We start from the raw sequence: 12,679 nt of genomic DNA on the forward strand, positions 1-12,679 counted from the left end.
CTTGCGCCTCCCTGAAGGTCATCGAACAACGTGTTCAGATCCGCCAAGACTGCCCTGTTTCTTCTGGTGCTTCAAGAACTTCCCGTCGAACCCGGCGCGTACCTACAACTCGGCGATGGTCTCGGCCATTTGGCTGTAGCAACGGACCATCAGCTCGGGGATGTCCTCCGTTGTCATACCCGCGGTCTCGATCGGCGGCAAAATACGGACGGGAACCGGCTCCCGGCGACCGCCCCAGCCCAGGGTCTTGTCCTCATACTGCCGGGCACAGACCATGGTAATCGGAGCGCCGGAGGCAATCGCGGCGTGGAAGGCACCTTTCTTGAACTTCTGGAGCCCACGGCCCTGGCTGCGGGTGCCCTCGGGAAACACCCAGAGGCTCTTATGGTCCTCGCTAATGGCGGCGCTGGTGGCCTGCATGATGGCGATGGCCTTGTGGGAGCGGGCGCGATTCAGAATGACGTTACCGCCGAGCCAGAACACCTGGCCAAAGAAGGGAATCCAGATCAGCGAGGATTTGCCGACCGTGACGGTGCGGGGGGGCAGCAGGTCCCCGAAAACGAACAGGTCGTCGTTGTGCTGGTGGTTGGCGATCACCACCGTCGGGCGGTCGGTGGGCAGATGTTCAAGACCATGGAGGGGGCGCTCCATCCCCAGCAGCGCACGCCCCACCCGGGCCACCGCCGAACCGAGCAGCCGATTGTTGTCCGGGTTGAACGGCCGGGCCATGTAGAGCACCAGTGCAAACAGGCAGATAACCGGTACGCTCACCCAGGCCAGGAATTTTCTCAAAGCACCCATGTAGTACAACTCTGTCGCCGAATTTTGGCGCACAAGTGTACGCCAACGTCAGGTTCCGGCGACAGTATCAATTTGTTCCAGTTGGTTGCGGTCGCCGGAACTGCCAGCCTGGGCCTCCACCACGTATCGGAGCGGGCCACCGGCATCCATGCTGTCGAACGGGTAGCAGGTCACCAGCAGCAAGGTATCTTCCTCAAGAAGCCGCGTGTCGATCTGCTCTGACCGGCTGTCGACAATGCGTGTGGCCAGCACCCGGTAGGTCCGCCAGCCACCATCCCGACCCTGCAACCGCAACTCACTGCCCGTCTTCAGGTACTTTAGCTGGTCAAAATGGGTATCGCGATGTCCCGCGATCACCGTCGGACCCCGGCCATAGTCACTGCCCAGAACCTGTCCCGGCCCGAACGCCAGGCTCTCACCGTGGCCGCCCGCCAGCACAATCATGGATTGATCCAGTTCCGGAACGGTCAACCTGCCCACCGGCCAGGTGTCGGCCCAGGGCCAGGGCCGGGTTGCGGTTTGCCGGGCCTGGCTCTCGGCCCAGGCCAGTTCCAGCAGTTCCTGGGCCACCACCGCTTTCAGCGGTATCCACAGGCCGAACACCAGCAGGGTGGCTGACGAGGTTACCAGTAGCAGAAATAAGCGGCTCATGCGGATTGCCTCCGTTGCAACAGGCCGATGGCTGCCGCAAACATCAGTCCAATCAGTCCCAGGGCGGTCAGCAACGGTGCCACTGTCGCCGTTTGCGGGTAGCGCAACATGCCGGCCTGACTGCCGGCCGGCAGCAGGGTGGGAAGATGGTCCGTGCCCAGCGGTGCATTCGCAGGCCGGGCCGGCGTCTCATCCACCGCAACGAAGCTGGTGTAGGGCGACATCAGGCCATGGTCCACGGCAAGAGCGGTGACCCGGGATTTGTCCGGCTCGGAGCTCTCCAGTCGAGCGGTATCGAGCAGACTGTCGATTTTCTGCCGTGCCCAGTGACGAGCCACACCGGCGCCCGTGGCGGCCTGCTGCAGATCCAGCGAACGCTCCCAGTTCCGGCCGCCCGGAAGCTTGCCGGACACTTTGAGGACACCCGCGGGCGCACTGCCCTGTGCCACCTGAACCATCGGCTCGCCCTGGAACAGGTCCCCCGGTCGTGCCGGAAAACTCTCAACCGGATCAGAGCCCGCCGGCCACTCGACCCGGACGTCGGTGAGTACCGGTGCCTCCATGGCCGTAAACAGGGTCTCGAGGGGGCCTCCAACGTCGGACGGATCCTGGATCGCGGTGTACAGGCCACGGCCCCAGCGTGCCGCTTCCCTCATGAAATGCAGGTTGGGGGCGGAGCCAATGCCGACCGTGAACAGACGCTGGCGACCCAGTTGCTGGCGAATCTGGGCAAACAGGGCCGCCTCGTTGCCGACCGCACCATCGGTGATGAACACCACCTGCCGCACCCGTTCCGCGGCCGCCTCATCGTCACGGCCGATGGCCGGCGTGTTCAGCGCCAGATCCAGCGCCGGGGCCATTTCGGTGCCACCATCGGCATTGAGGCCGTCGACATAGCGACGGGCCCGGGCCAGGTTGTTGCCGTCGGCCGGCACCGGCTGCATGAACAGGGCGTGGGTCTGGTTATTGAACTGAATGATGTTGAACCGGTCGTTCGGCTTCAGGGTGTCGAGTCCGCGCTGGAGTGCGGTTCGCGCCTGGCGGATCGACTCGCCCGCCATGGAGCCGGACGTGTCGATCACAAACACCAGCTCACGGGGCAACACAGGGGCGGTGCCAGTGCCGGGTACAATCATGGCCAGCAGGTAGTCCTGCTCCTGCCAGCGCTGATGAAACACCGCCGCCGTGGGTTCCTGCCCGGCCAACGGCCGCCAGCGCACCACAAAATCCCGGTTCATCAGCAGCTTCCCCTGCTCCGGCTGCACCTCCACGTTCTGGCCGTCGAGACGGGTTTCCAGCCGGTGCGTGGGGCTGACCACCCGGGCCAGCGGCAGGCCGGCGTCAATGGTCATCCGGATCGATGCCCGGTGGCTGCTGGCGTCAACGTCACTGGCCCGCACGGTAAAGGGACTGATGGCATCGGCATCCGGCACCTCGGTTGAGGGCACCGCCCAGCCACCCTGCCACTGGCCAGATGACTCCGCCAGTGGCTGCCCCGGCATGTACCGGGGCGTGAGCGTCGTCGGCAGGCGTAACTCGAACTCACCGGCCCGGTAATCCACCGGTTGCTGATAGCGAAGCTCCACCGCGATGGTTTCGCCCGGCGGGATGTTCGCCACCCGCGCGGTGAACAGATTGGGCCGCTGCTGCTCAACGTTGGCAGCGTGGCGACCGGAGGCCTTCGCCTTCTCATAGGTTTTGCGCGCTTCGGCTTTTGGCTGCACCTTGCCAACGATGGTGCGCTCCCCCACTTTCATGGTCAGGCCATAGACGCTTGCGTTGTCCGGCAACGGGAAGACGAAAACACCTTCCCGCCACTCTCCACTGGTATTGCGGAACCGGCGGGACAGGCGACTGTCGGCAATCAGCCCACTGACCTGGATATCAAACTCGCTGTCCAGGATGATCGCCGGCTCCTGCCAGCGCCCCGCCCCGTCGACAAAATGCAGCAGGCCCGCGTCCTCCCGCTTTACCTGACTGGCTTCGGCATAGAGCGGATGCACGAACAGCATCAGCAGAACCGCCAGCCACAGGCTGACACCTTCCGCCCAGCGTCGTGCCCGGTGGTATTGGCTGTCCGTGAGCCTGGGTGGTAGTTTGAGAAGTCCGGTAGAAAGCATCATGTCGGGATCCTTTTTGCTGCATGATTGGTCGAGATGCAGTCATTTCAGCAATCCCATGAGTGCCTGAGATGGCAAAACCGGGCATTCCAGCCGCAAAAAATGATCAATTGTGGCAACCACGAGCGCCAACCTTGCTCTTGCTGGCCGCCGTGCTTAAATAGAGGCTCACTGGTTGGCTAAACTGTTGTTACCATGAAGAAACACATTGTTCTGATTGAAGACGAACCCGCCATTCGCGATAACTACCGTATCGCCTTTGAACGCCGGGGCTACCGGGTTTCCACCTTTGGGGACCGGCCGGCGGCCTGGCAGGTATTGCGACAGGAACTGCCCGATCTCGCCATTATTGATGTCGGTCTGGGCGAGGAACCGGAAGGGGGCTTTGCCCTGTGCCAGGACCTTCGGAACCTGTCCCAGACCCTGCCCATCATCTTCCTGACCGCCCGGGACAGCGACATCGATTCGGTCCACGGATTGCGGCTCGGTGCCGACGACTACGTCACCAAAGACATGAGCATGGAACACCTTCTGGCGCGGGTAACCGCCTTGCTGCGCCGTGCCGAGGCATGGGCGGAGGCGCTTCAGAAGCCGGACGAAGTTCTGGAACGCGGACGCCTTAACCTTAACGTGGACCGAATGACCGTGGCCTGGGATGGCCAGCCACTCGACCTGACCGTCACCGAATTCTGGATGCTGCATTCGCTGGTCCAGCATCCCGGCCATGTCCGCAGCCGCGACCAGTTGATGGAGGCCGCCAGCACCGTTCTCGACGACAACACCGTGACCTCCCACATCAAGCGGATTCGCCGCAAATTCATGCAACTGGATGGCCGGTTCGACGGCATCCAGACCGCCTATGGCATGGGCTACCGCTGGAACGCGCATGAGGCCTGACCCTTGACCCTGAAACGCCAGCTCCTGATTGCCAGCCTGCTCATGCTGCTGATTCCATGGGCGGGTCTGCAGTTTGTGCTGGAGCTGGACGATGCCCTTCGCCAGCAGGCCCGGGAACAACTGCGGATGCAGGCAAAACGGCTGGCCGATACCGCGGGCGACGCATTGGTCGGCCAGTCACCGGTCACCGTTGACCAGCCGGCGATCTATGTCGACCCACTGAACCGGTCCCTGAACCTCGACGGCTACCCGGACGACTGGCCGGGCTATGAGGAGGGTGAGCAGGTCCAGCCGTGGCAGGACGCCGATGCCGTTGCCACCGAGACCTCGGCGCAGCCGGACCTGCAGTGGCAGGCCGCCTCGGATGGCCGACACCTCTACCTCCTGATTCGCATCAACAATCGACAACCGACCCTGTACGATCCCGGCAATCCCGACGCGGCCCACGATCGACTGATTCTCTCGCTGCAGCCCCCGGATGACACCGTGGGCGTATCCGCCCGGGCCCGGTCATGGCTGATCCGGGCAGCGGCACCCGGTACGTTCTACGCGCTCGACGGCACCGACAACGAAACCCCGGACTACCGCGTGACCGGTAGCTGGCAAACCACGCGGAACGGCTGGCAGATCGAGTTCCAGATGCCCGAACCGCCCGCCGGAAGCCGGCTCGGCTTCACAGCACGCTGGTCAAACGAGGACCCGTCCGCCGGCGTCAGCACGCCAGTTGACCCCATGCCCGTGCTGGTCCGACCGGATCACGGCCTTGAACGGCAGCTGGAACCCCGTTTGAATCCGGGCCAGAACGTCCGGGTGATCGAACCGGCAGGCTGGGTGACCGCGCGGCAACAGCTCACGGTTGGTCAGGCGCCACCGGAATTTGACCAGTTAAGCCCGCTTCAGGTGACCGAACGGATCAGCCTCAATGCCCTGCGCGCGCTGATCCGGTTCTACCAGCCCGAGCCGGCGGAAGCGATCAACGGCGGCAACCGTCTGGCCGCCGGCACGCTGCCGCCGGAGGGGCTCGTTCAGCACAACGACGGCAGCATCTGGCTGCTGACCACGGAACCGGTGTTTGGCGGTCGTACCCTGATCCTCGAACAATCCCTGGACCAGTTGTTGACGCTCTCGGGCTCGACCCTGGGGTCAGTGATCGCCCGCAGCACCCTGATCATTATCAGCCTGACCCTGGTTCTGCTGGGCTACGCCAGTTGGTTATCCTGGCGAATCACCCGCCTGCAACGGGCCGTCAGCGCCAGCGTGGATGAAGACGGCCGGATTACCGGCTCCCTGCCCGCCTCCGGGTCCGACGACGAACTGGGGCAACTGCAGCGCCACTTCAGCCAGATGGTGGATCGCCTGCACGGCTACAACCGCTACCTGGAAAGTTTTTCCCGCCGCCTGTCCCATGAGTTGAAAACGCCGGTTGCCGTGGTTCGGTCGTCCCTGGAAAACCTGAGCCACAGCGAATCCGAACGCGAGCGCCAGCAATACCTGGAACGGGCCTCGGCCGCGACCGACCGGCTGCGCCAGATCCTCAATGGCATGAGCGAGGCGGCCCGCCTGGAGCAGAGTTTCGACCACGCCGACAAAGAAGATTTTGATCTTGCCGAAGTGGCGTCCCAGGCCACCGCCGCCTATCAGTCGCTGGATCCGAGCCACCGGATCCGGTACGTCGGCCCCGAACACGGGTGCGCCATGATCGGTTCCCCGGAACTCATGGTCCAAATGCTGGACAAGCTGGTGGACAACGCCCGGGATTTCACTCCCCAGGGCGGGCTGATCCAGGTCGAGCTGGAAAGCCATGCCGACGGCCTCTGGTTGTCGGTGTTCAACGAGGGGTCGGCCCTGCCGGGTGACAACGGAGCGGACATCTTCGGCCCCTTCGTGTCCCTGCGGGAGGGCCAGGAGGAGGGCCACCTCGGCCAGGGCCTGCTGATCGTCAGACTCATTGCCGACTTCCACGGTGCCAGTGTGGAAGCCAGCAATGGCGTCCAAAGTGGCATTGACGGGGTTCGATTCCGCGTTATCATCCCGACAGCCCATTCTTGACCACAGGACCCTGCCGTGAGCGCGCGACTGGACTGCCTCGATATCCATCCCTTACGGGATGACCTGTACAACGAACTGCACTCACGTCCCTTCCAGGTCCTGCCGACCCCGGCCCGGATTACCCAGATGGCGGTCCTGACGACGCCGGAACAACGCCACCAACAGTTTCTGCACCTGCAGGAACTGCACCGGCAACTGGGCTATCCGGTACCAGAGCAGGAAGTGGGCTGTTTCGAGCAGACCTTTGGCAGTCTCCGGGTGCGCCGGGAGATGCACATGGAGTTCGCCACCTACACCTTCACCAACCTGGCCAACAGTGACGAAAGCCCCTTCCTGGAAACCGGCATCTCACCGCTGCCAGAGGGCTGGCTGGAGCAACTGACGGGCACGGTAGTCGCGGCGTTTCACCTGGAAATTCGTCCGGCCACGGAAGATGCCCATGGAGACCTGGCCTATGTCCGCCAGCATTTCGAGGGCATGCGGCTGGTGGGCAGCAGCCCGCAGGAAGGCGCGGCCCGGGTTTGGGGCACCTTCAAGCTCCACAGCGACGGTTTCGGGCGGTTCATGGTGATGAATCACCACATGTCCGACAGCCAGTTGGGCCGACTGACCCAGCGCCTGATGGAAATCGAAACCTACCGGCTGATGTCGCTGCTGGCGCTGCCGGTCGCCCGGGAAATGACGCCTGCCCTGAACGACATGGACCAGAAAATGGCAATCATTACCCAGGCGCTGGCTGACAATCAGGATGTGGACGAGCAGAAACTGCTGGCCCAACTGACCAACATCGCCTCCCGCATTGAAGCATTCCGGGCCCACTCCACGTTCCGCTTCTCCGCGACCCGGGCCTACCATCGCCTGGTGCTCACCCGATTGGAGGAACTGCGGGAAGACGAACTGTCGGGGCACCTCACCATCACCGAATTCATGACCCGTCGGTTAACCCCGGCGGTCAAGACCTGCGAGGCCGTCAGTGAGCGGCTGGAGGATCTGTCACGGCGGGTCGACAGGGCATCGGACATGATGCGTACCCGGGTTGAGCTGGCGATTCAGAGCCAGAACCAGCAACTGCTCAGCTCCATGGATCGCCGATCCAAGATCCAGCTGATGATGCAGCACACCGTGGAAGGGTTTTCCGTGGTGGCGATTTCCTACTACCTCGTCGGGCTGCTCAAGCTGGGGCTTGAGGCGATGTACGACGCCGGCATTGATTTCAACAAGTCACTGGTGCTCGGCATTGCCATCCCGACCACCCTGCTGTTGGTCTTCTTCGGGGTGCGCGCCATCCACAACCGGTTCATCAAGCTCGCCAAACGGCAGTAGCCCTAGCCCTGGTCCGAGAGGTCGTCACCGGCGAACTGGCGATAGAACTGCTGGGCGGTGCGGCCGTTGCGCACGCCTTTGCCCGTGGCAAACCGGATGGCCTGCCGGTGCAGGGCGTCCCGGTCGGCCACCTCCGGGAACAGGGCATCCACCGCCTGTAGGTAGACATCCTGGGAGAATGGATAGAACGACAGCTGCAGGCCAAAACGGTCGGCCAGGGAGACCTGTTCTTCAATGGCCTCGGCCGGATGCAGTTCACCGTCCCGGATCTCGCTCTTGAGGTTGTCGGACATGAACTCCGGCATCAGGTGCCGGCGGTTGGAGGTGGCGTAGACCCGGACATTTTCCGGCGGCAGCTCCAACGAGCCCTCGAGAACACTCTTGAGCGCCTTGTAGCCGGATTCACCCACGTCGAACGACAGGTCGTCGCAGAAGATCACGAACCGGAAGCTGAGGTCGCAGATGTCATCGACGATTTCCGGCAGATTCACCAGGTCATCCTTGTCCACCTCGATCATCCGCAACCCGCGTTCGCTGTAACGGTTCAGCAGGGCCTTGATCAGGGAAGATTTTCCCGTCCCGCGCGACCCCCAGAGCAAGGCGTTGTTGGAGGGTTCGCCAGCCAGGAACCGCTCGGTGTTCCGGGCCAGTGCCTGTTGCTGGCGATCAATGCCGGTCAGGTCCTGCCACTGCACCGGGTCAAGCCGGCGAATGGCCCGCAAACCGGACCGGTGGCGACGCCAGAGGGCGGCGGATGTGGTTCTCCAATCAACGGTGTCGGTCACTGACATAACCCTTCTGTCCTATTCCGTCCGATGGCCGGCTGTGAAACACTGACCCCGGATTCGCTCTGTAAAAGGGAGACTTTACCTCAAATGGCCGTAAAATCCGTCGCTCTGGTGGCACACGATAACAAGAAAAAGGAACTGGTGGACTGGGTTACCGAGAACCGCACCCGCTTCACGCCGCTGACCCTCTACGCAACCGGCACCACGGGCCGCTTGCTCCGCGAGAACCTGCAGCGGGACGACATCCAGTGCCTGCTGAGTGGCCCCCTGGGCGGCGATCAGCAGATCGGCGCCAAGATCGCCGAAGGTGAAATTGACCTGCTGGTGTTCTTCTGGGACCCCCTCGAGCCCCAACCCCACGATCCGGACATCAAGGCACTGCTTCGGATCGCCGCGCTCTGGAACATTCCGGTGGCGTGTAACCGGGCCACCGCTGAGTTCATCCTGACCTCGGCCTACATGACCGACGACCAGCACCACCCGAAGAAGCCGGACTTTTCCGATTACACCGGTCGAAACGTCAGCCAGTGAGGCGCCAGTGGCGGGCATCTTGAATTTCCCGGTCTCGGGCTCCATTTGATGAAGCAGAGCATTCAGGAGAGATTCCATGACCGATGTCCGCCAGATCAAGTGCCCCCATTGCCTGAGAACCAACCGCGTGCCGGCGGCCCGACTTGCCGATAACCCGGCCTGCGGCGCCTGCAAGCGCCCCTTGCTGGCCGGTGATGTCGCCACCCTGGGCGATGCCACATTGGCGAACGTGGTCGCTCACTCCGATTTGCCGGTCCTGGTGGATTTCTGGGCCAGCTGGTGTGGCCCGTGTAAGGCCATGGCGCCGGAGTTTCAGCAGGCCGCCAAACATTGGGCGGGCAAGGTCACCTTCGGCAAGCTGAATACGGAAGAAGCACCCCAGGCATCCGGCCAGTTCGGCATTCGCAGCATCCCGACCCTGATTCTGTTCCGTGGCGGCAAAGAAATCGCCCGCCAGAGCGGCGCCATGCCGGCATCGCAACTGACCACCTGGCTCAAACAATTTGTAACCTGACGTTCACACTCGTTGGGCAAAGCCGGCCGCACCGACTAGACTGACTCTTTATCAGGGACAGACTACTACCGGCAACCCAATGAGCGACTGGTTCGCCCCCCCTTCCAATTCTTATCTCGCCAGGCTGGGGCTTACCTTTCTTGTCGGCCTTGCTCTGCTCCTCACATTGTCCAGCGCCGGGGCCGAAGAAGACGCCCCCGAGGACCCGGTTTCCGTCGGCATTGTTGCCGACAACAAGCCCTACTCGTTTTTTGAAGGCCGCACCACGGCGGGTTTTTCACCGGACATCCTGAAAGAGATCGAAGCCAACAGCGGCATCAGGTTCGAGTATCGGGCCGGCAACTGGCCCGAACTCTATGAGGCCTTCCTGAACGGCCAGCTTGATGTCATCGACGCCATCTCCTACCGGGAGGATGAGACCGACCGGGTCCTTTTCACCGAGCCTTACCACATCCGCCAGACCTACCTGATGCAGGACGGCACCCGGCCGATCGGAGACATTGAGTCCCTCGCGGACCTGAAGAACCTCAGGGTCGGCGTTGTGAAGGACGTCTATTATCGGGATCTCCTGGTTGAAAACGGCATCGACGTCAGGAGCTACGACTCCATTCCAAGCCTGGTTCGGGCCCTTGCGTTCCAGTGGGTAGACGTCATCGTGGGGCCACGGCTGAGCCTCAAGTACCAGGCCAACATCGCGGGCCTGTACTTTCTGAGCATCGCCGGCCAGGCACCGCTCGGGCCCAAGGCCCAGGAAGACCTCCGCATTGGCGTGCGAAAAGACAACCCGGAACTGTTCCGACGCATCCAACTGGGGCTTGAGGCCATTCCAGAGTCCCGGAAAATGGAGCTGCTGCAACGGTGGCGGGAGTTCGGTGGCACCAGCATCAACGAATCCCTGAATTTCAAACTGACCGATGAAGAACGCCAGTTCATCTCAAACCTGGGGCCCATCCGGGTTGGCCTGATGGCGGATTATGCGCCCTTCAGTTTCAAGGCCGGGGGCAAAATGCAGGGGCTGTCCGTCGACGTCCTCAATCGCCTGGCAGACCTGACCGGGTTGCAGGTAATCCCGGTAAGCGGGGCCTGGTCGGAGCTGGTTCCCATGCTTCGGGATGGCACCATCGACGTGCTGGCCAATATGTCCCTGACCGAAGAACGCCAGGGCTTCACCCGGTTTACCGAGCCCTATTACATCATCCCGAACGTTGTCTTTACCCGTGACGGTGGCCTCGAGTACACCGGCCTGGGAAGTCTGTCCGGCTATACCGTCGGTATCAGTTCGGACATTTACTATGAGAAGGAAGTGGTTCAGGCGCTCGGCAACAACGCCAAGGTTTTCGACTCCCAGGAAGCCATGTTCCAGTCTCTGGAGCACGATCGAGTGGACGTTGTCCTCGCGGCACTGCCGAACGGGAACTTCTGGGTTCAGGAGTTGCGGATTCCGGGTGTCCGGATCGCCGGAGAACTGGTGTTTGAAGATCACCCTGGGGAAGACCTGCGTTTCGGCGTTCGAGCCTCCCTGGCCCCGCTTGCGGAGATTCTCGACCAGGCGATGGCGGCCATCAGCCCAACCGAAATGAGGACCATTGAAGACCGATGGCTGGGCGCCTCGGCCGCCGGGGAATCCCGCGGCCAAAACAAGCTCAGCCTCTCCCCCGACGAGCAGGCATGGCTGGATGAACACGACCGGTCCGTCTCCTACTGCATCGACAACGACTGGATGCCCCTCGAAGGCCTCGACTCCTCGGGCAAACATGTGGGCCTGTCTGCGGAAGCCTTCCGCCTGTTCAGTGAGCGAAGCAACATCCAGTTCGAACTGGTGCGAACCGAATCCTGGCCGGAGAGCCTGGAGGCTGTGGAGTCGCGCCGGTGCGATATGCTGGCCCTGGCCATGAAAACGCCAGACCGGACCCGCTACCTGAACTTCACCACGCCGTACCTGCAGGTTCCGAACATTATCCTCGGGCGCATTGAAGCCCCATTCATCGAAAACGTGGGCGACCTGCGCAATAAAAAGGTGGGCCTGGTCAAGGGCTACGCCTTCTCGGAACTCCTCAAATACCGCTACCCGGGCCTGAAACTGATCGAGGTGGAAAACGAAACCGAGGGGCTGAAACTGCTCCAGGAAAACGAACTGGCCGGCTACGTTACCACCCTGGCCACCGCCAGCTACCACATGCAGGAACTTGGCCTGGCTGACATCAAGGTGATTGGCCGTATTCCGGCTGACTGGTCCCTTGCGGTAGGCACCCGAAGCGACGAACCCACCCTGCTCGGCATCATGCAGAAACTGGTGGACAACCTGACCCCGGAGGAACGCAACAACCTCGAGAGCTATTGGCGCAACATCAAGATCGAACAGTCCGTGGACTACCGACTGGTGTGGCAACTGGTAGGCATCGCCATCATCGGCGCCGGTCTGATGTTCTACTGGAACCGCAAACTCAACCGGTTGAACCGACAGCTGGCCAGTGCCAACGATGCACTGGCGCGACTGAGCGTGACCGACGACCTGACCCAGCTTGGTAACCGCAGTTACTTCGACCGGGAGTTCCGGAAAAGCTTCCAGTGGTGCCAGCGCAACCGCGACGGATTCGCCGTGGCGATGGTCGACGCGGACCTGTTCAAGTCCATCAACGACACCTACGGTCACGAGGCCGGCGACCACTGTCTCAAAACCCTGGCCGAGACGATGCGCCAGCATTTCCGTCGTGAAACGGATCGCCTGTCCCGCTTTGGTGGCGAGGAGTTCGTGATTTTCACCACCTACCAGGATCGAAAGGAGATCGTTGAGCGGATGGACCGTTTCAGGAACGCCATCGCGGAACGTCCAACGGTCTATGTTGGCAAGGAGATCCTCATGACCGTCAGTATTGGCCTGGCCACCGGCATCCCTGAGCCCAACGATTCGCCGGCCTCCTTCCTACGGCTGGCCGATCAGGCACTCTACTGCGCGAAACAGAATGGCCGGAACCGCCTGGAGGTTCGAGCCATAAAAGAGTGAG

General features: G+C 62.3%; 10 protein-coding genes. 6 read left to right on the forward strand and 4 right to left on the reverse strand.

Translation table 11 applies throughout. The annotated features are described in order from the left end of the window. Nucleotides 1-102: 102 nt before the first annotated feature. From KXD86_RS09970 to KXD86_RS09980, 3 genes are read right to left on the reverse strand one after another with little or no spacing between them, the layout of a single operon-like run. Nucleotides 103-801: a lysophospholipid acyltransferase family protein gene (locus tag KXD86_RS09970; protein WP_218635871.1), complete on the reverse strand. Its 699-nt coding sequence runs from the start codon at nucleotides 799-801 to the stop codon at nucleotides 103-105. A 48-nt stretch (nucleotides 802-849) separates the two neighbouring features. Further along, nucleotides 850-1,452 (reverse strand): class GN sortase, encoded by a 603-nt coding sequence (locus KXD86_RS09975; protein ID WP_218635872.1) that lies wholly within the window; start codon nucleotides 1,450-1,452, stop codon nucleotides 850-852. Further along, nucleotides 1,449-3,575 carry a marine proteobacterial sortase target protein gene (locus KXD86_RS09980; protein ID WP_218635873.1) on the reverse strand — a complete coding sequence of 709 codons (2,127 nt, stop codon included), beginning with the start codon at nucleotides 3,573-3,575 and terminating at the stop codon, nucleotides 1,449-1,451. The genes KXD86_RS09975 and KXD86_RS09980 overlap by 4 nt, the downstream gene beginning before the upstream one ends. Before the next feature lie 192 nt (nucleotides 3,576-3,767). Between KXD86_RS09980 and pdsR the strand changes: the two genes are divergently transcribed. The 3 genes from pdsR to KXD86_RS09995 are packed head-to-tail and all read left to right on the forward strand — an operon-like array spanning nucleotide 3,768 to nucleotide 7,841. Continuing rightward, nucleotides 3,768-4,469, forward strand: coding sequence for a proteobacterial dedicated sortase system response regulator (pdsR, locus tag KXD86_RS09985; RefSeq protein WP_218635874.1), 702 nt, complete (start codon nucleotides 3,768-3,770; stop codon nucleotides 4,467-4,469). A 3-nt stretch (nucleotides 4,470-4,472) separates the two neighbouring features. Further along, nucleotides 4,473-6,518 (forward strand): ATP-binding protein, encoded by a 2,046-nt coding sequence (locus KXD86_RS09990; RefSeq protein WP_218635875.1) that lies wholly within the window; start codon nucleotides 4,473-4,475, stop codon nucleotides 6,516-6,518. 15 nt (nucleotides 6,519-6,533) lie between these two features. After that, on the forward strand, nucleotides 6,534-7,841 hold the full coding sequence (locus KXD86_RS09995) for a DUF3422 family protein (protein ID WP_218635876.1): 1,308 nt from the start codon (nucleotides 6,534-6,536) through the stop codon (nucleotides 7,839-7,841). Between the two features lie 2 nt (nucleotides 7,842-7,843). On the opposite strand, the gene KXD86_RS10000 is transcribed toward KXD86_RS09995, so the two are convergent. After that, complete coding sequence (locus KXD86_RS10000; RefSeq protein WP_218635877.1) at nucleotides 7,844-8,632, reverse strand: ATP-binding protein; 789 nt, start codon at nucleotides 8,630-8,632, stop codon at nucleotides 7,844-7,846. Between the two features lie 84 nt (nucleotides 8,633-8,716). Here KXD86_RS10000 and KXD86_RS10005 point away from each other — a divergent pair, with 84 nt between their 5' ends. From KXD86_RS10005 to KXD86_RS10015, 3 genes are all read left to right on the forward strand, one after another. Then, nucleotides 8,717-9,160 (forward strand): methylglyoxal synthase, encoded by a 444-nt coding sequence (locus KXD86_RS10005; RefSeq protein WP_218635878.1) that lies wholly within the window; start codon nucleotides 8,717-8,719, stop codon nucleotides 9,158-9,160. A gap of 76 nt (nucleotides 9,161-9,236) precedes the next feature. Then, nucleotides 9,237-9,674 (forward strand): thioredoxin TrxC, encoded by a 438-nt coding sequence (gene trxC / locus KXD86_RS10010; protein ID WP_218635879.1) that lies wholly within the window; start codon nucleotides 9,237-9,239, stop codon nucleotides 9,672-9,674. A gap of 79 nt (nucleotides 9,675-9,753) precedes the next feature. Then, nucleotides 9,754-12,678, forward strand: a complete 2,925-nt coding sequence (locus KXD86_RS10015; RefSeq protein ID WP_218635880.1) for a transporter substrate-binding domain-containing diguanylate cyclase — start codon at nucleotides 9,754-9,756, stop codon at nucleotides 12,676-12,678. Nucleotide 12,679: the final 1 nt, after the last annotated feature.

The sequence above is a fragment of the Marinobacter arenosus genome (genome assembly GCF_019264345.1).
Taxonomy (GTDB): domain Bacteria; phylum Pseudomonadota; class Gammaproteobacteria; order Pseudomonadales; family Oleiphilaceae; genus Marinobacter; species Marinobacter arenosus.

Coding starts and splice junctions, on each gene's coding strand:
- KXD86_RS10005 (WP_218635878.1), top strand. CDS start 8,717: ATGGCCGTAAAATCCGTCGCTCTGGTGGCACACGATAACAAGAAAAAG.
- KXD86_RS09980 (WP_218635873.1), bottom strand. CDS start 3,575: ATGATGCTTTCTACCGGACTTCTCAAACTACCACCCAGGCTCACGGAC.
- pdsR (WP_218635874.1), top strand. CDS start 3,768: ATGAAGAAACACATTGTTCTGATTGAAGACGAACCCGCCATTCGCGAT.
- KXD86_RS10000 (WP_218635877.1), bottom strand. CDS start 8,632: ATGTCAGTGACCGACACCGTTGATTGGAGAACCACATCCGCCGCCCTC.
- KXD86_RS09975 (WP_218635872.1), bottom strand. CDS start 1,452: ATGAGCCGCTTATTTCTGCTACTGGTAACCTCGTCAGCCACCCTGCTG.
- trxC (WP_218635879.1), top strand. CDS start 9,237: ATGACCGATGTCCGCCAGATCAAGTGCCCCCATTGCCTGAGAACCAAC.
- KXD86_RS09970 (WP_218635871.1), bottom strand. CDS start 801: ATGGGTGCTTTGAGAAAATTCCTGGCCTGGGTGAGCGTACCGGTTATC.
- KXD86_RS10015 (WP_218635880.1), top strand. CDS start 9,754: ATGAGCGACTGGTTCGCCCCCCCTTCCAATTCTTATCTCGCCAGGCTG.